Here is a 19,711-nt window from a genome sequence, read left to right on the forward strand (position 1 = left end):
CGAGAGCCCGACGCTTTGGAAGCAGAGCGATGATCAAGAGCTATCGTGCCTCGGTGGGCATCATGCTGGCGCCCGCCGTGACACTGATTGGCGTTTTCATCCTGCTGCCGATGCTGCTCACCATCTGGCTGTCATTCCAGGACTGGTCGACGCAGACGCCTTTTTCCAATGCGAGCTTCATCGGCTTCGACAATTTTCGCGAAATATTCGGGCCGACCTCGGTCGGGCGGGATTTCAAGCGAGCGCTGCTCAACACCGCCATCTACACGGCATTGTCGGTGATGCTCATCCTGCCCCTTTCGGTAGTGTTCGGCTTGATGGTCCACCAGCGCGATGTCACAGGCGGTACGGCGCTGCGGACCGTGTTGTTTTCCACCTACATGGTGCCGATGATCGCCGTGACGCTGGTCTGGTCGAAGCTCTATTCGCCGAGCGAGGGGCCGCTCAACCAGGTGCTCGGTCTCGCCGGCATCGGCCCGCAACTCTGGTTGTCCTCGCCAAGATCGGCGTTGATCTCGATCGTCGTCCTCAATGTCTGGCAGCAGATCGGCTATTTTACGGTGCTGGCCGTTGCCGGGCTGACCCAGATCCCAGGCAGTCTTTACGAGGCGGCGACGCTTGACGGCGCCAACCGGCGCGAACAGTTCCGCTTCATCACCTTGCCGCTATTGAGCCGCACGCTCTTGTTCAGCGCCGTCATTGCCATCATCAACGCCGTGCAAGTGTTCGAGCCGGTGGCGCTGATCACCCAAGGCGGGCCGGTCGGCTCGACCAACGTGCTGACCTACCATATCCGCCGAGTCGGCATCGAGCGGGCACAAGGCGGGCTGGGCTCGGCCATGGCAGTGATGCTGATGCTGTCGCTGATCGTCATTGTGTGTGCGCTGTTTGCATTCGCCAACCGGAAGGATGACGAATGAGCGCGCCGGGCCGCTCAGCATCGAGCCGGTTGGCGCGCAAACGCCTGGCGGGCCGCAGAGCACTGCTCGCCACGCTGATGCTGCTGGTTGCCGTGGCCTCCGCCTTCCCGTTGTTGTGGATGGTGCTCTCCAGCCTGAAAACGCCGGCCGAAACCATGCAGGTGCCGCCGGTGTGGATACCGCGCACGCCGACCCTCGAAGCGTACGAGAAAGTGTCCGGCGTCATCAATGTCGGTCGCTCGATGTGGAATTCGCTCGTGATCGCCACGATCACCACCGCCGGCATTCTGGTCACCAGCATGATGGCTGGTTACGCCTTCGCCAAGCATCACTTTCCCGGCCGCTCACTGCTGTTTTCGGTGCTGATCGCCACCATGTTCCTGCCGCCGATCGTCACGCTGATCCCGCTTTACCGTCTCGTCGGATCAATCGGCCTGAACGCCAGCCTTGCCGGTATTATCGTGCCCAATCTCGCCAATGCGTTTGGCATTTTCCTGATGCGCCAGTTTATAGCCGGCGTGCCCGACGATCTGATCGACGCAGCGCGGATGGATGGGGCGTCGGAACTCCTGATCCTGTTCAAGATCGTCGCGCCGAGCGTGGCGCCGGCAATCGCGGCACTGGCGCTGTTTGCCTTCGTCTATCACTGGAATAGCTATCTCTGGCCGCTGACCGTTCTACAGGGCAATGCACACGAATATCCGATCGTCATCAGCCTTAGTCGCCTGCTCAGCTACAACAGAGGCGCTCTCAACACGGGACTGGTGATGGCTGGCGCGACGCTTGCCGTGCTCCCGCCACTGGTGCTCTTCGTCTTCCTGCAGCGCTTCTTTGTGGATTCGATCGTCGGCCCGGCGGTCAAGGGATAGCGTGGGCGGCACTGCCGGCATCCGTCTGGCTGTCATCGGGACGCGCTGGTGCGCTGAACGGAGCTAAGCAGATGACCGCGTTCTGAGAGCCATCAGTTCATCAGTACAACTGGCCGCGAATGCCTCCACCACGTTAGCTGCAACTAGTGAATCGCACGCTTGGTACCCGCCCCAGGCCGTTTTCACAGCTCCCAGAAAAGCGGCGCGGCCCTGCTCGTTTGCAGACGTTCGGAAGGTCACGGGAAGGTAGTGATTGGACCCTGCGTTTAACGGTGACCTGCCTCATCTCGGGAAACTAGCCCCGATCGAGGAATTTGCGCCCCCGCGAGAAGCTCTCGCTCGAATAGTTGCTCGAACTCATGCGACGCGAGCTGGGTCAGAGCAGGACCGCGATCTTCAGCTGTTCGCTTCGCCCCGCTGCGGCTATTCCGCGCGAGGGCGTCGGCTTCGTTGATCTGGTTAGGGTTCTTTCTTCCGCAGGTCCTTTACAACATCGAGAAAAGCCCGCAGGGCGGGCGGCACGGCTCGATGTCCGGGGTAGTAGACCGCAACTTCTTCCGGTGCTGGCGTCCACGCGGTCAGGACCTTGCGTAGCCGGCCATCGGACAACGCGGCTTCGGCGGCCCAATCCGCCACATAGGCGATGCCCAGACCCTCTATTGCGGCTTCGACCATCAGTTCCTCGTCATCAAGGACGATGGGGCCGTTTGCCCCGATCACCAGTTCCTGGCCTGCGCGTTCGAACTCCCATCGATAGAGCTTGCCGCTGGGCATACGGTGGCCGATGCAATGGTGGCGTTGCAATTCCTCGGGCGTTCCCGGCTCCCCGAAGCGATCGAGATAGGCGGGTGACGCGATACAGATGAACGTCAACGCGCGTGCAAACGGCACGGCGATCATGTCTTTGGGAATTGATGTGATGAGGCGCGCGCCGGCATCGAACCCGCTGGACACGATATCGATGAGCCGTCCCTCGCCGACGATGTCCACGGTCACGTCCGGATGGCGCTCCGCCATCTGCGGAAGAACCGCGCGGACGAGAAGCCCGGCCACCAATCGCGGTGCGTTGATGCGGACCGTTCCTGCGACATTGCCCCGGAACCCCGCGACGCTGTCGAGCGCCTCGTCCAGCGAGGCGAGCGCCGGCTGAAGACGGTCGAGCAACCGGAACCCGGCTTCTGTCGGCGAGACGCTGCGTGTGGTGCGGTTCAGAAGTCGCACGCCCATGCGTTCCTCGAGCGCACGCATCGCATGGCTCAATGTGGAAGGTGCCGTGCCGATCTCGTCCGCTGCGCGGCGGAAGCTACGGTATGTGGCAACGGCGACGAAGGCGGTGAGATCGTTGAGCGACGGGCGGGGCATTGATGGGGATTTTGCATTGTCCCATGCCGATTTCAACGGCTAATGCGCGCAATGCGATTGCCCTATCTCCTGCCTGGATCAATTGGAGAAATGAGAAATGGAAAAGGCCTGGCTCATAACGGGTGTGTCTTCTGGTCTAGGCCGGCTGCTGGCGGAGAAGACCCTGATCAGGGGAGACCGCGTCGTCGGTGCCAGTCGCAGCGAGGACGCACTTCCCGACCTGCGTGCAAGTTACCCCGAACGGCTCCGCATCGTCGCAATGGACCTCAAGGACCAGAGCTCGGTCCGCGCCGCGGTCGACCGGGCCTTCGCGGCATCCGCTCGGATCGACATCGTCGTCAGCAATGCTGGCTATGGCCTGCTCGGCGCGGCTGAAGAGGCTGGCGATGTGCAGGTTCGGGACATCATCGACACCAATCTCATCGGCTCGATCACGCTCATCCAGGCGGCGTTGCCGCATCTGCGCAGCCAGGGTGGTGGTCGGATTCTACAGGTATCGAGCGAGGGAGGCCAGATCGCCTATCCGGCTTTCAGCCTCTATCACGCGACCAAGTGGGGTATCGAGGGGTTCGTCGAATCCGTGGCGCAGGAGGCTGCTCCCTTCGGCATCGAATTCAGCCTTGTGGAACCCGGGCCGGCGCGGACCGGGTTCGGCGGCAATCTCGCGCGGACCAAGCCGCTTGCGGCCTATGAGGGAACCCCCGCCGATCAGGTCCGCGAGGCGCTCCATGGGTCTTGGGTAATCAAGGGCGACCCCGACCGCATGACGGACGCAATGATCAGGCTTGCCGATCAGGATGCTCCGCTCCCGAAACGGCTGGTGCTCGGTGCCGAGGCCTATGCCGGCATCCGCAAGGCACTCGGCGGACGCATCGAGGAGCTCGACCGGCAGAATGACATCGCGGTTGCGGCGGATTTCACAGACGAGGAGTTGGCGCGGCTGTGACCCCCGGCTCCGGCCCGCTGCTCGTGCCCACCTCTTATCAAGACAGAAAGGAACTTGAGATGCCTACACGTGACGCCGTCTACCCGGCCAACCGGCACGCGTTATACGATATCCACCGCTATTCCGCAGCCATTCGGTCCGGCGATCTTCTCTTCGTGTCGGGTCAGGTCGGGAGCCGTGAGGACGGCTCGCCCGAGCCCGTATTCGAGGATCAGGTTCGACGGGCCTTCGCCAATCTGCGCGCGGTCTTGGCGGCCGCCGGGTGCAGCTTCGACGACGTCGTCGACGTCACAACGTTCCACACCAACCCGGACGAACAGATCGAGACAGTTCTGGCCGTCCGAGCGGAAGAAATCGGTGCACCTCCCTACCCGAACTGGACCGCAGTGGGCGTCAATTGGCTTGCGCGCTTCGATTTCGAGATCAAGGTCATCGCCCGCATCCCTTCGACGACGAGCAGCCAGCCGGCGGACAAGCGCTGATCGCTCGCCCTGCAGTTCTGTATTGGCTATTTGGGGCCGAAGGCAGCCTGTCAGCTTTGTGTCCGGAGCGGAGATAGCTGACCTCCACCTGCGAGAACCGAGGTCGTGAACTGACCAAACAGATTAGGTTCGTTCGGTCAGCGTACCGCAAGGGAATCTCGCAGCCTGTTGTGTATCTTGGCTTTCTAAAGTTCGAGAGAGGTGCTGAAGGTCGAGAACTCTTCATCTGTGATCGGGACCACGTGCTGCGGCTCGGGTAAGCGCCCGTCTGCACGTCGGATACGAGCTCGCGATAGGCGGCAATACGCTCGCGTTGCAGCCGCTCATATTCGGCGGCGAAGTTGCGGTAGGTCTTGGCGTGGCGCGGCCTGTGGCCAGCGGTGTGGCCAAGCATGTCCTCGCTGAACAAATACTGCGCGTCGGCATTTGGGCCGGCGCTCGTGCCGAGCATGATCATCGGTGTATTCCGGGTGATCAGTTCGGCGACCGGTCGGAGACCACCTCCAGCTCGGCGCCAAAGCAGCCTATGCCTCCACCTTCGCGTATGAGCTCCGAAATTCGTTCGGAGGCACCACTTTCAGATCTCTCCAACTCGAGGACCGGGATGTCGGAGGCAAGAACGCGCCGGAAGCGACGGGAGAACCCGTAACGGCGAATGTTGTCTTCAATCAGTCGCGCGGAACGCGACAGAGTGGTCACGACACAGAAGCTGTGAGCGACAAGGCTGACGGATGAAGCGAAGCCTTGCCTATACCGATGACGGGCTTGGTAGCGATGGCCCTTTCCGCGTCGAGACCCGTTTCGTCTAAGCAGGCAATGATACGGGCGTCGACATTGTCCATTTCCGCCGCGACCACCTGCCTGAGCAGGCCCGCTACGGAGAGTGCACCGTCAAATGGCCCTTCGATCGCTTCAGGTCCAGCCGTTGGCATGCATGCCCACTATCTTCGTCCCCGGATCCGGCGCCGCCATGGCGGCTGCGACGATCCCGCTGGTCATCGAAGCGGTCGTGTTGGGATTGATGATGGCAATTCGCATTCGGGGCATCCTGGCTTGGTTCCGCTCAGTCACAAGGATGCCAGCGCGCTGGACATCCGCTCCAGCCCTCGGCGCAGCAGAGGACGCGGGCAGCCGACATTCAGGCGGATGAAACCTTCGCCGCCAGGCCCATAGACGCGGCCGTCATACAGATTGACCCCGGCCTGATCGACAAAGAACTTCTGAATTCCACCCACTCTACGATCGAGCGCGCACGCGTCCAACCACACCAGAAACGATGCGTCGGGCCGCATGGGCGTAATGCCTGGAAGGTATTCGCCGGCGAAGTCACAAACCAGATCAATGTTGCTGGCGATGTAGGATGTGAGTTGATCGAGCCAGGGCGCGCCGGTGCTGTAGGCAACCTCCAGGGCCAGGCGGCCGAAAAAGTTTGCATTTACCATGAATGAGGCCTGCATCGCGGCAAGAAGCTGCTCGCGGCGCTTTTTGCTCGCCACCGCAATGGTTGCCGAAGGCACCCCGGCGAGGTTGAAAGTCTTCGTCGGAGCGGTGCAGATGAACGACTTCTCCGCGGCATCGTCCGAGATGGAGGAGAAGACGATGTGCGGGTGGTCCGACAACCTTATGTCGCAGTGAATGTCGTCGGATATGACCAAAATCCCATGGCGCTCACAAATGTCGTTCAGCGCTGTCAATTCTTCGAGTGTCCAGGCCATTCCGGCAGGATTGTGAGGATTGCACAGCAGGAACACCTTGGCGCCGCCAGCCGCCAGTTTCTCGAAGTCTTCCAGATCGAGTTCATACCTGTCGTTTTGCAGCCTCAGCCGGTTCGTGAGCAGAATCCGGCCATTTCCCTGAACCACTTCGAAATAGGGCGAGTACACGGGTGACTGAACGATGACGCCGTCACCAGGCTTCGTGAAGGTTCGCAGTATCGCAGCGACCGACGGCATGATCGCCGGCGCGGGGAGCAGGGTCTCCAGCATCGGCGACCAGTTGTGCCGGCGTGTGAACCACGATTGCACGATCTCATAGTGGCGCGGATCGCGGCGTGTGTAGCCGTAAATGCCATGGTCCGCGGCCTCGCGCAGCCGCGCGATGACGGTTTCCGGGGCACGAAAATCCATATCCGCTGTCCATAGGGAGAGCAGGTCCTGGCCTTGCACCTGAGGAGAGAACTCGTCCCACTGGTTGGCCCATTTGACGGATCCGAATTGCTGGCGGTCGTGGATTTGGTCGAAATCTATTCCCACAATATTTTGTTGCCCAACCGCCGATGCGGGCGTGTCTGCACAAGCCATTTGATACTCACCTGGAAAATCTACTGCCACGGTTACGGGCCGCTTTGCGTCTGCGGACTTCCCTATTTGAGGATTTGCGCCAGAAACTGCCGCGCTCGTTCCGACCGGGAGTTGGTGAAGAACTGATGGGGCGTATTGATCTCGACGATCTCCCCGCGGTCCATGAACACCACGCGATCGGCCACCTCCCGCGCGAAGCCCATTTCATGCGTCACGCACAGCATCGTCATACCTTCACCGGCGAGCGACACCATCGTGTCGAGCACCTCCTTGACCATCTCCGGATCGAGGGCAGAGGTTGGCTCGTCGAAGAGCATGATCTTCGGGTTCATGCAGAGAGCCCGGGCAATTGCAGCACGTTGCTGCTGGCCACCCGACAGCTGACCCGGGTAGCTGTCCGCCTTTTCCGCAATTCTGACGCGCTCCAGATAATGGCGCGCCAATTCCTCAGCTGCCGTCCGCGGCATCTTCCTCACCCAAACAGGCGCAAGCGTGCAATTCTCAAGCACGGTGAGGTGGGGAAACAAATTGAAGTGCTGGAAAACCATCCCGACGTTGCTGCGAACTTCGTCGATCTTGCGCAGATCCCCGGTTACCGCTTTGCCGTCGACGATGATCTCGCCCGACTGATGCTCCTCGAGATGGTTGACGCACCGGATCATCGTCGATTTGCCCGACCCCGAGGGGCCGCAGATCACAATGCGCTGCCCCTGTGGCACCGACAGGTTGATGTTCCTGAGCGCATGGTATGAACCGAACCATTTGTTGACGTCACGCAGTTCAATGGCCATCGCCTTGTTGAAGGGCTGTCCCTTCGTCGATGCGTACATTGCTTGTGGCATCATCGTCGCGTCCTAAGATTTGTGGCGCGCGCCAATTGGCGCTCCATCGATTGCGAGTAACGGGACATGCCGAAGCAAAAGCCCCAGTAGACCAGTCCCGCAAAGAGGTAGCCGGTTGATGAGATCGTCGGGCCTGCCCAGTTCGGATCGACGCGCGCCGTTTCGATGGCTTTCAGGAAATCCGCGATGCCGACGATGGCGACCAGAGTCGTGTCTTTGAACAGACCGATGAAGGTGGAGACGATGCTCGGTATGACGATCGTCAACGCCTGGGGGAGGACGATCAGGCGCATTATGTCGAAGTAGCTGATCCCAAGCGCCTTCGCCGCCTCGTATTGGCCCTTCGGGATCGCCTGAAGGCCGGCCCTCACAACTTCGGCCATATAGGCGGACGAGAACAGCGCTATCGCCATAAGCGGGCGCAGGAGACGGTCAGGCGTCAGATAGTCCGGGACGAAGAGCGGCATCATGAAGTTCGCCATGAACAATACCGTGATAAACGGCACCCCCCGGACGACTTCGATGAATGTGACGCAAACCGCCTTGACGAAAGGGAGTTCGGACCTGCGTCCAAGCGCCAGGATAACCCCGATCGGAAGCGAGAAGACGATGCCCACAATCGACATCAGCAACGTGATCAGGAGACCGCCCCAGAGCGTCGTATCGATGACAGACAAATGGAGCCAGGCGACCCCGCGCACGAGAACGAACGCGGCAACGGGGTAGACAAGGAAGAATAGCAACGCCGCCACTTTGCGCCGCGGAGCCTTCGTCCACAGGAGCCAAACGATGAGGATGGCGCCGATAGCCTGTGCGAGATCAACGCGCCACCGCTCGGAAGCCGGGTACGCGCCGTATCGCAGGTAGTCGAACTTCTCGGCAATGAAAGGCCAGCAAGCTCCTTGGCTGTTCGTGCGGCAAGCCTCGCGACCGCCGCTCCAGACCGCGTCGAAGATCGCAAAGCTCAGAAAGTGACGCAGCAGCCACACGGCGAAGAGGAGAAAGCATATTGTCAGCGCGCCTGAAAACGGCGTCGAAAACAGATTCTTTTTCATCCAGGTCACTGGACTTGGCCAAACGTCAGCGGGGGGCGCCATCGCTGGTATGAGCGCGCTGCTGACAACTGGCGAATGCATGGACTGATCGCTCATGCGTCACCTCTCGACGATCGCAAAATGTCGGTTACACGCGTTCATGGCCAACGACGTGGCAAGGGAGATAACGAGATAGACGGACAAGGTGATCGCCATGACCTGGACGGCGGCGCCGGTCTGGTTGAGTACCGTCCCGGCAAAGATCTGAACGAGGTCGGGATAGCCAATGAACACCGCAAGCGACGAGTTCTTGATTAGATTGAGATACTGGCTTGTCAAAGGCGGGATGATAATACGCAGCGCCTGCGGAACAACGACAAGGCGAAGCGTCTTGCCCGGCGCCAGCCCCAGCGCATACGCAGCCTCGCTCTGGCCCTTTGGCACTGCCTGGATGCCACTCCGGACAATCTCGGCGATGTAGGATCCGGTGTAGACCGACAGACCGATCAGGAGAGCGGCAAACTCTGGATAGAGTTGATGTCCGCCTTGAAAGTTGAAACCCCGCAGCTGCGGCGCGACAAACGAGACCGGCTCGCCAGCCGCCAGGAACACGATCAGCGGAAATCCTATCAAGGTCGCCAGGCTGACCAAAAATACCGGCAGCTGCTTGCCAGTTCGTTTCTGGACACTCTTGGCGCGGAACCAGAATGCAATGCAGCAGAAAACGGCCGCTACCAATGCCAGGCCCACAAGCCCCGCCCCCGGATGCCACTGGATCTCCGGAATGATGAGGCCGCGATTGTTGAGGTAGATGCCGCCGGGGATGGCGATGGACGCCTTCGGGGAAGGCAACGGCTTGAGGACGGCGTTGTACCAGAACAGCAGCTGCAGCAATAACGGGACATTGCGCACAAGCTCGACATAGGCGGTCGCCACCTTCGAAACGATCCAGTTCGGCGAGAGGCGGGCAACGCCGATGACGAAGCCAAGCAAGGTGGCCAGCAAGATTGCGAGGAAGCTGACGTAGAGGGTATTGACCACTCCCACCCAGAAGGCCTGACCGTAGGTGGATAGTGCATCGTACGGTATCAGGGTTTGATTGATGTCGAAGCCGGCAGCCTCGCCCCAAAAATCGAATGAGAGCGGAATCCCCCGGACCCGCATATTCGATGCGGTCTGCATGCCGATGCCCAGAGCCAATGCCAACAGGCAACCTGCGAGCAAGAGCTGGTAGAAAACGCCGCGCACTTTCGTATCGTGCAGCGATAGGCTCCTGCGCGAGGGCGCTGGAAGCGACAAATCGGACATGGCGTGTTCCTATCGGGATCTGTGCAAGGCGCTGGCGGTAACGCGCAAGCGCCTTGCAACCATGCTTTGCCTAGCGAATCGGCGGAGCGTACTGAACGCCGCCTTTGTTCCAGAGCGCGTTCATGCCGCGCTCCATTTTCAGCGGGGAGTCCTTGCCGACATTCCGATCAAACACTTCGCCGTAGTTACCGACCTGTTTGATCACCTCGACCGGCCAGTCGTCGCCGAGCCCGATGTCCTTGCCGATGCTGCCTTCCACGCCAAGCAGACGGCGGATGCTGGGATTGTCCGACGACTTCATAGCATCAACGTTTTTGGAGGTGACCCCGTATTCTTCGGAGGCCACCATGACGTAAAGCGTCCACTTCGCCACATTGAACCACTGGTCGTCTCCCTGCCGCACTGCCGGGCCAAGCGGCTCCTTGGAGATCAGTTCGGGAAGAACGATGCTGTCGTCCGGCTTGGCCATGCGAAGCCGCGATGCGTTCAAGGTAGAGGTGTCCGCCGACAGGACGTCGCAACGCCCCTCCTCGTAAGCCTTCACGACAGCTTCCTCGTCGGCGAAACCAACCGTGGTGTACTTGATCGACTGCGAGCGAAAATAGTCGGCAAGGTTCAACTCCGTCGTGGTGCCTTGGGTGACGCAAATCGATGCGCCCTCGAGCCCCTTGGCTGATGTGATGTTGTCCGCCTTGCGCACCATAAATCCCTGACCGTCATAGAAGTACGTCCCCGCAAAAAGTATGCCGAGAGACGTATCGCGCGACGATGTCCATGTTGCGTTGTGTGCAAGAACGTCGATCTCCCCCGACTGCAAGGCGGTGAAGCGATCTTTCGGCGTCAATGGGATGAACTTAACCTTTTGCGCATCCCCGAGCACGGCAGCGGCCACGGCGCGACAATAGTCGACCACAAATCCGGTCCATTTGCCTTCGTTATCGGGAAGGCTGAAGCCAGCCGTGGCCGAATTTGTGCCACACGTCAGCACTCCATTCTTTTTGACATTGTCGAGGGTTGCGGACCATGCCGAGGAGGCAGTGCACGCGATAGCGAGGGCAAGAAAGCCCTTGAACATCGATCTCATTTCGGTATTCCCCTGTTTTTGTTGAAGGGAATGTGGCCTCAAGTATGACTATTCGTCAAATTGACTGTTCTCATTGCGAAAATGAGCGTCATTCATAATTGAGGAGGCGCTCGCTCTCGGGTGAAAGGGAGCTTGAGTGCTGATCGGGCTAGTTTGCTTGGGGCGGGCTAATCGAATGAGCGACGGCGCGCGCGACCTATGGTGCAGCCAACCCCGGTGCTCCGACGGTTGACCCTTGGTCTCTCTCGGTCCGCGACTCGTTGTAGATGCTCATGATTATTTCCCGGAGCCATTTGGTACCCGGGTCATTCGCCATCTGGCGGTGAACAATGAGCCAGGCATTCACATTCGATATGGCAAGGGGCGGCGGGACCAACGTCACCTCACTCCTCTCGTCCAGAATTTGCAGGATGGCATCGCCGCAATGGGTAATCAGTTCAGTGCCGCGAAGCGCCCAGGGCAGCACCAGATAGTTCGAGATGGTCGCAACGACATTGCGCCGGAGACCATGCTGCTTGAGGGCGGCATCCGCGAGGCCTTCTGCCAGACCATCTGCGGAAATCTGCAGGTGAGAACTGGCCAAATATGTTTCCAGTGTCATTGCGTTCCTGGCGATCTTGCTTCCACTCCACACCGCGCAAAACAATCGATCCTGGCCAAGCTCCACCTTCAAGAGACCTGGGTCGTCGCGTATTGCCGCTCCCGTCAGTGCACAGTCGACTTGTCTCAAATAGACCGATGAACCGATTTCGGGTCCGTTTGCGGGAATGACGTTCAGCGTCGCGCCAGGCGCTTGCCTCGAAAATTCCCGTATGAGCCCTGGGATGAATATCATGGCGTGATAGTCAGTGAGTCCCACGCGAAAGTTGCGTCGCGTCGTTGCTGGATTGAAGATCTGATGCCGGTCGATCGACGCGCGGATCGTAGCCAGCGCAGCAGAAATATCTGACAGCAACTCCACTGCCCGAGGGGTCGGTCGCATTTCGCCCCCGTCTCTCGTGAACAATTCGTCCTGCAATAAATACCGAAGTTTTGATAGGGAATGACTTACAGCTGATTGTGTTCTTCCCAATTCGGCAGCTGCGCGCGTTACGCTCCTTTCACGCATCATCACGTCGAACACTCTCAGCAAATTGAGATCGATATCATCGAAACTCATGAGACCTTCCCCGTTTTCATCATGCCTCGCCTGCATGCTAACATCGCTTCCAACGCGCGAACGATGCCATGGCGAACAAATGCGACCCTTCGACCTGCGGGGTCAACGTTCCCTGTTGGGAAATCAATATGTTAGCGGAGGGTTCGCCAACCCATTCCTTCGCATTCTCTCGTATGGTCTGGCTAACCTAAGGACCAGGGATGTCTACGACTCGCTGCCCCTTAGGCTGAGGCCAGACTGACCTGTTGGCGCTTCGGCTGCCGTGCCGAAACCAGGGTGGCGAACTGGTCCACCGCCTGCCCGGCCCGCGCCAGAACCAGCGAATCTACGAGCTTGCCGTCGGCAAAGTCGCTGTCACTGCCATAGACGGCGCTCGGCACCGTCAGGGCGGAGTAAAAGCCAAACAGCGGGCGAAGCTGATGTTCGACTACCAGCGCGTGGCGCTGGCCACCACCCGTCGCGCCGATCAGGACCGGCCGGTCGACGAGCGCCAGTGGATCGATGAGGTCGAACAGATGCTTGAACAGGCCAGCATAGGAGCCGTTGTAGACCGGCGTCGTGACGATCAGCGCGTCGGCCTGTTCGACCGCGTTTACCACATTCAACGCCTCCGGCGTCAATTCCCTTCGCGTAAACGCAGCACCCAGACCACGGCCGGCATCGACAAGATCGAGGAAATTTACTGTGACAGACAATCTTTCGCGCAGCGCCTCGCCGAGATGATGCGCCAGCGTCCGCGACTTCGACGGCCTGTGGGTGTTGCCCGAAAGCACGACGATGTTCTGGCGCAGCCGTTCGACGTGGAAATTCATGGGCTCTCTCATCTGTCCAAAGCAATTGGGGCCGCCGGCCCCGCCATTTCGTCGGCGACCGTCAGGCGGCGCGCAGAGGCCGTGTCAGCGGGATCGGCGCGGCCGGCTCCGAACGCGGCACGCGGCCTTCGACCGGATGGCTCGGATCATTGAACCCATGCGTTGAGGCATGGCCGGCGGTGACGAGGCGGTCGACAAAGGCCTCGTCCTCGGCGCTCAGCCTGAAGTCCAATACCTTCGCATAGCTGTCCCACTGTTCCTCGGTGCGCGGGCCGGCGATCGCCGCCGTGATCAGCCGGTTGTTCAACACCCAGGCCAGCGCGAAATCGGCGGCCGAGACGCCGCGTGACTTTGCGTGCGCCGCGATCTGCCTGGCGATCTCGATCGATTCCGGGCGCCACTCGGTCTCGGCGATGCGCTTGTCGCCACGGCCGGCCCTTGTCGGCGGCAGGCGCCTTTCGGCTCGTATTTGCCGGTCAGCACGCCGCGCGCCAGCGGGCTGTAGGAGACGACGCCAAGACCGTAGTAGGCGGCCGCCGGCAGCTGTTCGGCCTCGGCGGTGCGGTTGACGATGTTATAGAGCGGCTGGCTGGCCACCGGCCGGTCGATGCCGAGTTCATCGGCCAGATGCGCGACTTCGGCGATGCGCCAGCCACGAAAGTTGGAGACGCCGAAATAGCGCAGCTTGCCCTGGCGGATCAGGTCGGCGATCGCCCGCACCGGCTCTTCCAGCGGCGCATCGAAGACGGCGCGGTGGAAGTAGAACAGGTCGATATAGTCTGTTCCAAGGCGCCGCAGACTGTTCTCGACCGTCTGGATCACCCATTTGCGCGAATGGCCGCCGAGATTAGGCCCTTTGTCGTGCGAGTTGACGAATTTGGTCGTCACGACCCAATGATCGCGCCTCGCCTTGATGCCGCGACCGACTTGCCGTTGTGGTAGACGTCGGCGGTGTCAATGAAGTTGATGCCTTGCTAACGGCTTTGGCAGCGTCGCTCGACAGGGCTGGGACATCATGACGGAGTCGCGTTAGACATTCCAGCGAGACGAATATCGGTTTGAATCCTCGGGCTGCCGCCCAACAATGCTGAACCATATCGTGTCAAGGCTTGCAACGACCGAAGACGCAACTGGCGCATATTGCACTTGGCTGTCAAGGTCGGGAATAGGGTCAGAACCTGCCCGTGATCTTGCATTCAGGGAACGTCCGAGAAGGGTCGGATCGCGAAGTTCCCCGCCGCATTGGCGAACGTCCCGAGATGGCGCATGGTGCCGTTTCGGAACCGGGTGGACGGGGGGCAGGATCGCCAATCAACCTGGGATCATGTTGCAACCAAGTTCGAACGTCGCGTTACTGGCAAGTAGAAACGTCGCATTGGGACGTTTCAGAGGTAGGCGCCAGGTCAGAATTGCGGGTTGACGTGCATCCTGGCGTCGCCGTGAGCGCCCGATCGGGGGCGATCCAGTATGGCACTTCGGCTTTACCAGCTTTGAGAGCCACTTACGCGCGAGCTTCGTTGGCCGGTGTCGGTTGCGGGTGATCCGATATTCGTCCAGCATCGCGACGACATGTGCAATGCGAAGCTTGGCGAAGAGTTTGACAGCGCAGATCAGCGCAAGATGTCCGACAGGCTCTCGGGCTTCTTCTCGCCAAGCGACAGATCAAGGCCCGACAGAAGTTCGACGAGGTGGCTTTGCATCAGGTCGGACGCGTTTTGTGCGTCGTGCTTTTCGATGGCGTCGACGAGGGCGTGATGGGCGTGGCTTTCGCAGGTGGTGTCGCGGCGGCGCCAGTAGAGCGCGATGATCAGCGACGACCGCGACAGCAGGTCTTTGACGAAACCGGTCAGGATAGAATGGCCGGCGATTTGGGCGATGCCGACATGGAATTTTGCCGACAGCATGATGGCGTCGCTGTCGCGGCCGGCATGCAGGGCCTCGTGCTCTTTTTCGAGATGAAGCCGCAGTTGCGCGATCTCGGCCGGCTTTGCCACTTCGGCGGCAAGCGCGGCGACTTTGGGCTCGATCAGCGCCCGCGCTTCGAACACCTCGCGCGCTTCCTGCTTGGTCGGCTGGGCGACGAACGCGCCGCGGTTCGGCTCGAGCCGAGCCAAGCGGTCATGCGACAGCGCCTGCAGCGCCGCGCGTATCACCGCGCGGCTCACCGAATAGATCGAGGCGAGTTCGTCCTCGGGTAGTTTTGTGCCCGGTGCGAGGCGGTGGCTGACGATGGCGTCGCGCAGGCCGGCATAGACCGGAAACCAGCGCATCGTCGGCTTGTCGCCATCCCGTGGCTTTGGCCCAAGCAGGTCCATCGTCTCATTGTCCCGGCGGCCGGATCGCTTAGCGGCGCGAACACCGCGTTTCCGGCCGGACATCGAACATCCTGTGTGGGAATGTCAACAATTTTGCACGCATCAGGATACACGGCCGGAGGGCGAAAAGGACGCAAAGATTCCGGCGAAGGATTTTTCGAGTGGAACCTGGTAGCCGCCGCGCTTTGAGGTCGACAGGCCAAGGCCGACGAGGCTCTCACAGAGTTTTACTGCGCAGGCGACGCCGTCGAGCACGGGAAGCCTATGTTCGCGGCTGAGCGCGGCGGCGAGGTCGGCCATGCCGGCGCATCCCAGCACAATCGCTTCGGCCCGGTCGTCGCGGATGGCGCGCTCGATCTCCTCCGAAATTCGTTGGCGGGCGTTGGAGCCGGGCACTTCGAGCTCCAGAACGGGAACGTCGCTGGCCCGCACCCTGGCGCAGCGGCTGGCGAGGCCGTAGCGCACCAGATTGTGCTCGATCGCCGGCACCGAACGCGACAGCGTCGTCACCACGCTGAACTTGCCGGCAATCAGGCTCGCCATGTGAAACGCCGCTTCGCCGATACCGACCACCGGCATCTCGCCGACGCAGCGTACTGCGTCGAGGCCGGTGTCGTCGAAGCAGGCGATGACGCAGGCGCTCGCCGCCGGATGTTTTTGGATCTCGCCGATCATTCCCGGGATGGCGAAGACCTCGTCGAAATAGCCTTCGACGCTCGGCGGCCCGTCCTTCGGATTGACGGCGATGATCCTGGTGCCGGCCGAAGCCGCGCGGCGCGCCGCCTCGCCGATCTTTTCGGTCATGGACGCGGTGGTGTTGGGATTGACGACGAGTACGTCCATTTGCGCTTTCATATTTCGCCGCCGAGATAGAGTTTCTTGACCCGGTCGTCGCCAAGCAGCTCAGCCGAATGTCCGGCCAGCGCGATCTTTCCGGTCGTCAGTGCGTAGGCACGCTGCGAGATGCGCAGCGCCATGCGCGAATTCTGCTCGACCAGCAGAACGCTGACCTTTTCGTCGCGGTTGATCGCGACGATCGAGCGGGCGATGTCCTGAACGAGCTTCGGCGCGACGCCGAGCGAGGGTTCATCGAGCAGCAGAAGCTTCGGTTTGGCCATCAGCGCCCGCCCGATCACCAGCATCTGCTGTTCGCCGCCGCTCATCGTACCCGCCGTCTGGGAATAGCGTTCCTTCAGGCGCGGGAAGCGCCCGAGCACCATGTCCAGCGTCCTTGCGATTTCGGCCTTGTCGGTTCGGGTGAAGGCGCCCATCATCAGATTGTCGCGCACCGTCATGTAGGAAAAGACGCGCCGACCCTCAGGTACCATGGCGATGCCCATCCTGACCAGCTCGTCCGGGCGCGTTCCGTCGATGCGGTGGCCCTGGAAATGAATCTCGCCGCTGCGGACCTTCTTCAGGCCGGTGATGGCGCGCAGGATCGAAGATTTGCCCGCGCCGTTCGCGCCGATCAGCGCTACCGTCTCGCCCTCGTTGACGCTCAGCGACACACCCTTCAGTGCATAGACATGGTCGTAGTAGAGTTCGACGTCCGAGACTTTCAGCAGTTCGCTCATGGCTAAAATCCGATCGTCTCATCTTCGGCGCCGAGATAGGCCTCGATGACCTTTTCGTTCTCCTGGATTTCCTTCGGCGTTCCCTCGGCGATTTTCACACCGAAGTTCAGGACGACGATGCGGTCGGAAATGTTCATGACGGCGGGCATATCGTGCTCGACCAGCAGGACCGTCACGCCGCGCTTTCGCACGCCGCGCACCATCTCCACCGCGCGCACGGTTTCGTCATGGTTCATGCCGGCGAAGGGCTCGTCGAGCAGAAGCACGGTCGGGTTCGTGGCGAGCCCGATGGCAATCCCGAGCGCGCGCAGATGGCCGTGCGGCAGCGTGCTGGCGATCTCATGCCGTTGCGCGCCGAGACCCAGGAAGTCGATGATCTCGTCGGCCGAGCGGCCGAATTCATCCTCGTCGCGCCGTGCGGTATTCGTGCCGAGATAGAAGCCGGCAAGGCTGGCATTGGAACGCAGGTGATGCGCGATTATGACATTGTCGCGCACCGTCATGCCCTTGAAGATCGTCGTCTCCTGGAACGTGCGCACCACGCCCTTCCGGGCGACGATATGCGGCGCCAGGCCTGAAATCCGCTCTCCCCGGAACAGCACTTCGCCCGAGGTCGGATTGAGGAAAGAGGAAATCAGCTTGAACAGCGTCGACTTGCCGGCGCCGTTGGGGCCGATGACGGAAAGGATCTCGCGTTCGCGGACCGCGAAGGAAACATTGTTGACCGCGACCAGCCCGCCGAAGCGTTTGGTCACTGCCTTGATCTGGAGAAGCTCAGTCATGGTCCTAGCCCTGCTTCTTGCCGAACAGCCTGAGGCTGAGCAGGCCGTTGGGAAGGAACAGCATCAGCGCGATCAGCACCGAAGAGAAGATCAGCAACTGGAACTCGCCGGTCTCGAACAGGAAATCCCAGCCGAAATAGAGCACGAAGGTGCCGATCATCGGCCCGAAGACGTGGCCGAGCCCGCCGAGGAAGCAGTTCAGCATGAAGTTCACCGAGTCGGTGACGGTGAAGCTCGACGGATAGATCGATTGCGAGATGGCGACGAACATCGCACCGCCGAGACCGCCGAGGAATGAGGAGATGGCATAGGCGATGACGCGCAAATAGGCGATGTTGACGCCGATCGAGGAGGCCAGTTCCTCGTTCTGCTGCAACGACTGGCAGAGTTTGCCGATGCGCGAATGGACAAGGCGGTAAAGCCCGGCAAAGCACAGCACCATCAGCGCAACCGAGACGAGATAGAAGGCGGGACGCGGATTGGCGAGCGTCGCGAAATCCGGAAGGATGCTCAGCCCGAAGATCGAGATGCCGCCGGGGAGCGGAATGCTGACCATGCCCTTGGCTCCGTTGGTGATCGGCAGTGCCAGCGCGAGCAGCCGCGCCACTTCGGTCAAAACGAGCGTGACCATGGCGAAATAGACGCCGCGAAGCCTGAGGATGGGCAGCCCGATCAGCACGCTTGCAGCGGCGCAGAACAGCCCAGCCAGCGGCAGTGTCAGCCAGAACGACACACCATGCTGGACGACAAGGATGGCCGAAACATAGCCGCCCATAAGCGCGAAGGCGCCCTGGCCGATATTGATGCGGCCGATGTAGAAAGTCACCCACACCCCGGCGCTGGCGATGCTGAGCAGCGCGACCGAAGTCAGCGTGTAGTAGAGGTCGAGCCGACCGGTCGCCTCGATCAGCCAGGGCACGCCGATGAGTACGACCAGCAGGAAGACAGCGACGCCGAGGATGTTGCGTGTACGCTTCATGTCGATCACCCCCACGGCTTGCCCATGAGCCCGTTCGGGCGGATGCTCAGGAACACCATCAGCGCGGCGAAGATGACGAGATAAGTGACGTCGCCATATTGGCGTAGCACCGTCAGGCCGACCGATTCCATCATGCCGAGGATGAAGCCGCCGGCGATCGCTCCGCTGACCACGCCGGCCCCGCCGATCATCACCATCAAGAACGCCTTGATCGAGATCGGGCCGCCGATGCCCGAATTGACGCCGGTGATGGCGACCAGCAGCCCGCCGACTATGCCGGCAAGCATGGCGCCGAGCGCAAAGCCGATCATCGAATAGCGGTCGACCTCGACGCCCATAAGCTGCGCCGCGACCCGGTCCTGCGCCAGCGCCCGCATGGCGCGTCCCGGTTTGCTGTACTGCATGAAAAGCACGAAGGAGGCGATGAACAGTATGGCGAGTGCGCCGACCAGCAGCCGGTCGTAAGGCATTATGAGGCTGTCGGAGACGAAGACGCCGTTGACGATCTTCGGCACGCCGCGCTGCTTTTCACCGAACAGGAGGAGGATCACGGCGTCGAGGAAGAATGCGACCGCCGCCGCGAGAAGCATCGTACTTTCCTCCCGCACGCTTCGCTTGATCACCGTTCTGAAAAGGAATTTCTCGACCAGCGCTCCAATAACCAGCAGCGTGATCCCGGACGCAACGAGCGCGACGACGAAAGGCATGCCGAGCTGGCCATAGACGGTGTAGGTGATGAAGCCGCCGAGAACGTACATCTGCCCATGGGCAAAGTTAAGCACGTTCATCAGCGCGAAGATCAGGGTCAGACCGAGCGCGATCAAGGCGTATTGCGCGCCAAGATAGAGCCCGTTGGCGATGACTTGTTCCATCAGGATGGTTCCCCGGCCATTCAGAGGCTCAAGACGAATGCACGAGCCTCTGCGGCAATCCGCTTCAGTGC

21 protein-coding genes and 1 pseudogene are annotated in these 19,711 nt (G+C 60.9%); 4 read left to right on the plus strand and 18 right to left on the minus strand.

The window, feature by feature from the left end; genetic code table 11:
• The first annotated feature begins 29 nt into the window (after positions 1-29).
• Both NKH49_RS26600 and NKH49_RS26605 read left to right on the plus strand, forming a co-directional pair.
• On the plus strand, positions 30-920 hold the full coding sequence (locus NKH49_RS26600) for a carbohydrate ABC transporter permease (RefSeq protein ID WP_352928642.1): 891 nt from the start codon (positions 30-32) through the stop codon (positions 918-920).
• Positions 917-1,789 (plus strand): carbohydrate ABC transporter permease, encoded by an 873-nt coding sequence (locus tag NKH49_RS26605; protein ID WP_352503540.1) that lies wholly within the window; start codon positions 917-919, stop codon positions 1,787-1,789. The genes NKH49_RS26600 and NKH49_RS26605 overlap by 4 nt, the downstream gene beginning before the upstream one ends.
• 459 nt (positions 1,790-2,248) lie before the next feature.
• Here NKH49_RS26605 and NKH49_RS26610 read toward each other — a convergent pair whose 3' ends face one another.
• Positions 2,249-3,151 (minus strand): LysR family transcriptional regulator, encoded by a 903-nt coding sequence (locus NKH49_RS26610; protein WP_352928660.1) that lies wholly within the window; start codon positions 3,149-3,151, stop codon positions 2,249-2,251.
• Between the two features lie 97 nt (positions 3,152-3,248).
• Between NKH49_RS26610 and NKH49_RS26615 the strand changes: the two genes are divergently transcribed.
• Both NKH49_RS26615 and NKH49_RS26620 read left to right on the plus strand, forming a co-directional pair.
• Entirely contained in the window at positions 3,249-4,097 is an 849-nt protein-coding gene (locus tag NKH49_RS26615; protein WP_352928644.1) for an SDR family oxidoreductase, read from the plus strand.
• Positions 4,098-4,156: 59 nt separating this feature from the next.
• Positions 4,157-4,579 (plus strand): RidA family protein, encoded by a 423-nt coding sequence (locus NKH49_RS26620; RefSeq protein WP_352542720.1) that lies wholly within the window; start codon positions 4,157-4,159, stop codon positions 4,577-4,579.
• Here the strand turns inward: NKH49_RS26620 and NKH49_RS34970 are convergent.
• The 17 genes and pseudogenes from NKH49_RS34970 to NKH49_RS26695 form a co-directional block, all read right to left on the minus strand.
• The gene (locus NKH49_RS34970) at positions 4,527-5,036 is read right to left on the minus strand and encodes a 3-methyl-2-oxobutanoate hydroxymethyltransferase (protein ID WP_502907945.1); all 510 of its coding nucleotides are present in this window, start codon (positions 5,034-5,036) and stop codon (positions 4,527-4,529) included. The genes NKH49_RS26620 and NKH49_RS34970 overlap by 53 nt on opposite strands.
• A 238-nt stretch (positions 5,037-5,274) precedes the next feature.
• Positions 5,275-5,511, minus strand: a complete 237-nt coding sequence (locus tag NKH49_RS34975) for an aspartate/glutamate racemase family protein (RefSeq protein WP_502907946.1) — start codon at positions 5,509-5,511, stop codon at positions 5,275-5,277.
• Positions 5,492-5,617: a hypothetical protein gene (locus NKH49_RS34980; protein ID WP_352871706.1), complete on the minus strand. Its 126-nt coding sequence runs from the start codon at positions 5,615-5,617 to the stop codon at positions 5,492-5,494. Before NKH49_RS34980 ends, NKH49_RS34975 begins: the two co-directional genes overlap by 20 nt.
• Before the next feature lie 29 nt (positions 5,618-5,646).
• Positions 5,647-6,879 (minus strand): MalY/PatB family protein, encoded by a 1,233-nt coding sequence (locus NKH49_RS26630; protein WP_352542702.1) that lies wholly within the window; start codon positions 6,877-6,879, stop codon positions 5,647-5,649.
• A gap of 62 nt (positions 6,880-6,941) precedes the next feature.
• Entirely contained in the window at positions 6,942-7,670 is a 729-nt protein-coding gene (locus NKH49_RS26635; RefSeq protein ID WP_502904356.1) for an amino acid ABC transporter ATP-binding protein, read from the minus strand.
• Between the two features lie 50 nt (positions 7,671-7,720).
• Positions 7,721-8,872 (minus strand): amino acid ABC transporter permease, encoded by a 1,152-nt coding sequence (locus tag NKH49_RS26640; protein ID WP_352928647.1) that lies wholly within the window; start codon positions 8,870-8,872, stop codon positions 7,721-7,723.
• A 3-nt stretch (positions 8,873-8,875) separates the two neighbouring features.
• Complete coding sequence (locus tag NKH49_RS26645; RefSeq protein WP_352542699.1) at positions 8,876-10,063, minus strand: amino acid ABC transporter permease; 1,188 nt, start codon at positions 10,061-10,063, stop codon at positions 8,876-8,878.
• A 70-nt stretch (positions 10,064-10,133) separates the two neighbouring features.
• Positions 10,134-11,147 carry an amino acid ABC transporter substrate-binding protein gene (locus NKH49_RS26650; RefSeq protein WP_352503547.1) on the minus strand — a complete coding sequence of 338 codons (1,014 nt, stop codon included), beginning with the start codon at positions 11,145-11,147 and terminating at the stop codon, positions 10,134-10,136.
• 196 nt (positions 11,148-11,343) lie between these two features.
• Positions 11,344-12,306: a LysR family transcriptional regulator gene (locus NKH49_RS26655; RefSeq protein ID WP_352503548.1), complete on the minus strand. Its 963-nt coding sequence runs from the start codon at positions 12,304-12,306 to the stop codon at positions 11,344-11,346.
• A 221-nt stretch (positions 12,307-12,527) separates the two neighbouring features.
• A complete protein-coding gene (msuE, locus tag NKH49_RS26660) occupies positions 12,528-13,118 on the minus strand; it encodes an FMN reductase (protein ID WP_352928650.1) in 591 nt (196 codons plus the stop codon).
• A 61-nt stretch (positions 13,119-13,179) separates the two neighbouring features.
• Positions 13,180-14,092, minus strand: a pseudogene (locus NKH49_RS26665) (aldo/keto reductase); the annotation flags it as partial.
• 636 nt (positions 14,093-14,728) lie between these two features.
• Positions 14,729-15,433, minus strand: a complete 705-nt coding sequence (locus NKH49_RS26670; RefSeq protein ID WP_352474573.1) for a GntR family transcriptional regulator — start codon at positions 15,431-15,433, stop codon at positions 14,729-14,731.
• A 102-nt stretch (positions 15,434-15,535) separates the two neighbouring features.
• A complete protein-coding gene (locus NKH49_RS26675) occupies positions 15,536-16,276 on the minus strand; it encodes an aspartate/glutamate racemase family protein (protein WP_352503768.1) in 741 nt (246 codons plus the stop codon).
• A gap of 8 nt (positions 16,277-16,284) precedes the next feature.
• A complete protein-coding gene (locus NKH49_RS26680; protein WP_352503769.1) occupies positions 16,285-17,007 on the minus strand; it encodes an ABC transporter ATP-binding protein in 723 nt (240 codons plus the stop codon).
• A 2-nt stretch (positions 17,008-17,009) separates the two neighbouring features.
• Positions 17,010-17,789, minus strand: coding sequence for an ABC transporter ATP-binding protein (locus NKH49_RS26685; protein WP_352474568.1), 780 nt, complete (start codon positions 17,787-17,789; stop codon positions 17,010-17,012).
• Between the two features lie 4 nt (positions 17,790-17,793).
• On the minus strand, positions 17,794-18,768 hold the full coding sequence (locus NKH49_RS26690; protein WP_352503770.1) for a branched-chain amino acid ABC transporter permease: 975 nt from the start codon (positions 18,766-18,768) through the stop codon (positions 17,794-17,796).
• A 5-nt stretch (positions 18,769-18,773) separates the two neighbouring features.
• Complete coding sequence (locus NKH49_RS26695) at positions 18,774-19,640, minus strand: branched-chain amino acid ABC transporter permease (RefSeq protein WP_352452194.1); 867 nt, start codon at positions 19,638-19,640, stop codon at positions 18,774-18,776.
• Positions 19,641-19,711 lie beyond the last annotated feature (71 nt).

This window comes from Mesorhizobium sp. M1088 (assembly GCF_040318575.1).
GTDB lineage: Bacteria > Pseudomonadota > Alphaproteobacteria > Rhizobiales > Rhizobiaceae > Mesorhizobium.

Excerpts from the sequence above, each read along its gene's own strand:
- NKH49_RS26635 (WP_502904356.1), bottom strand. The coding sequence starts at position 7,670 with ATGGCCATTGAACTGCGTGACGTCAACAAATGGTTCGGTTCATACCAT.
- NKH49_RS26640 (WP_352928647.1), bottom strand. The coding sequence starts at position 8,872 with ATGAGCGATCAGTCCATGCATTCGCCAGTTGTCAGCAGCGCGCTCATA.
- NKH49_RS26695 (WP_352452194.1), bottom strand. The coding sequence starts at position 19,640 with ATGGAACAAGTCATCGCCAACGGGCTCTATCTTGGCGCGCAATACGCC.
- NKH49_RS26620 (WP_352542720.1), top strand. The coding sequence starts at position 4,157 with ATGCCTACACGTGACGCCGTCTACCCGGCCAACCGGCACGCGTTATAC.
- NKH49_RS26670 (WP_352474573.1), bottom strand. The coding sequence starts at position 15,433 with ATGGACCTGCTTGGGCCAAAGCCACGGGATGGCGACAAGCCGACGATG.
- NKH49_RS26650 (WP_352503547.1), bottom strand. The coding sequence starts at position 11,147 with ATGAGATCGATGTTCAAGGGCTTTCTTGCCCTCGCTATCGCGTGCACT.
- NKH49_RS26675 (WP_352503768.1), bottom strand. The coding sequence starts at position 16,276 with ATGGACGTACTCGTCGTCAATCCCAACACCACCGCGTCCATGACCGAA.
- NKH49_RS26680 (WP_352503769.1), bottom strand. The coding sequence starts at position 17,007 with ATGAGCGAACTGCTGAAAGTCTCGGACGTCGAACTCTACTACGACCAT.
- NKH49_RS26600 (WP_352928642.1), top strand. The coding sequence starts at position 30 with ATGATCAAGAGCTATCGTGCCTCGGTGGGCATCATGCTGGCGCCCGCC.
- NKH49_RS34980 (WP_352871706.1), bottom strand. The coding sequence starts at position 5,617 with ATGCGAATTGCCATCATCAATCCCAACACGACCGCTTCGATGACCAGC.
- NKH49_RS26615 (WP_352928644.1), top strand. The coding sequence starts at position 3,249 with ATGGAAAAGGCCTGGCTCATAACGGGTGTGTCTTCTGGTCTAGGCCGG.
- NKH49_RS26605 (WP_352503540.1), top strand. The coding sequence starts at position 917 with ATGAGCGCGCCGGGCCGCTCAGCATCGAGCCGGTTGGCGCGCAAACGC.
- NKH49_RS26655 (WP_352503548.1), bottom strand. The coding sequence starts at position 12,306 with ATGAGTTTCGATGATATCGATCTCAATTTGCTGAGAGTGTTCGACGTG.
- NKH49_RS26630 (WP_352542702.1), bottom strand. The coding sequence starts at position 6,879 with ATGGCTTGTGCAGACACGCCCGCATCGGCGGTTGGGCAACAAAATATT.
- NKH49_RS26645 (WP_352542699.1), bottom strand. The coding sequence starts at position 10,063 with ATGTCCGATTTGTCGCTTCCAGCGCCCTCGCGCAGGAGCCTATCGCTG.
- NKH49_RS26610 (WP_352928660.1), bottom strand. The coding sequence starts at position 3,151 with ATGCCCCGCCCGTCGCTCAACGATCTCACCGCCTTCGTCGCCGTTGCC.
- NKH49_RS26690 (WP_352503770.1), bottom strand. The coding sequence starts at position 18,768 with ATGAAGCGTACACGCAACATCCTCGGCGTCGCTGTCTTCCTGCTGGTC.
- NKH49_RS34970 (WP_502907945.1), bottom strand. The coding sequence starts at position 5,036 with ATGATCATGCTCGGCACGAGCGCCGGCCCAAATGCCGACGCGCAGTAT.
- NKH49_RS26685 (WP_352474568.1), bottom strand. The coding sequence starts at position 17,789 with ATGACTGAGCTTCTCCAGATCAAGGCAGTGACCAAACGCTTCGGCGGG.
- NKH49_RS34975 (WP_502907946.1), bottom strand. The coding sequence starts at position 5,511 with ATGCCAACGGCTGGACCTGAAGCGATCGAAGGGCCATTTGACGGTGCA.
- msuE (WP_352928650.1), bottom strand. The coding sequence starts at position 13,118 with ATGAATTTCCACGTCGAACGGCTGCGCCAGAACATCGTCGTGCTTTCG.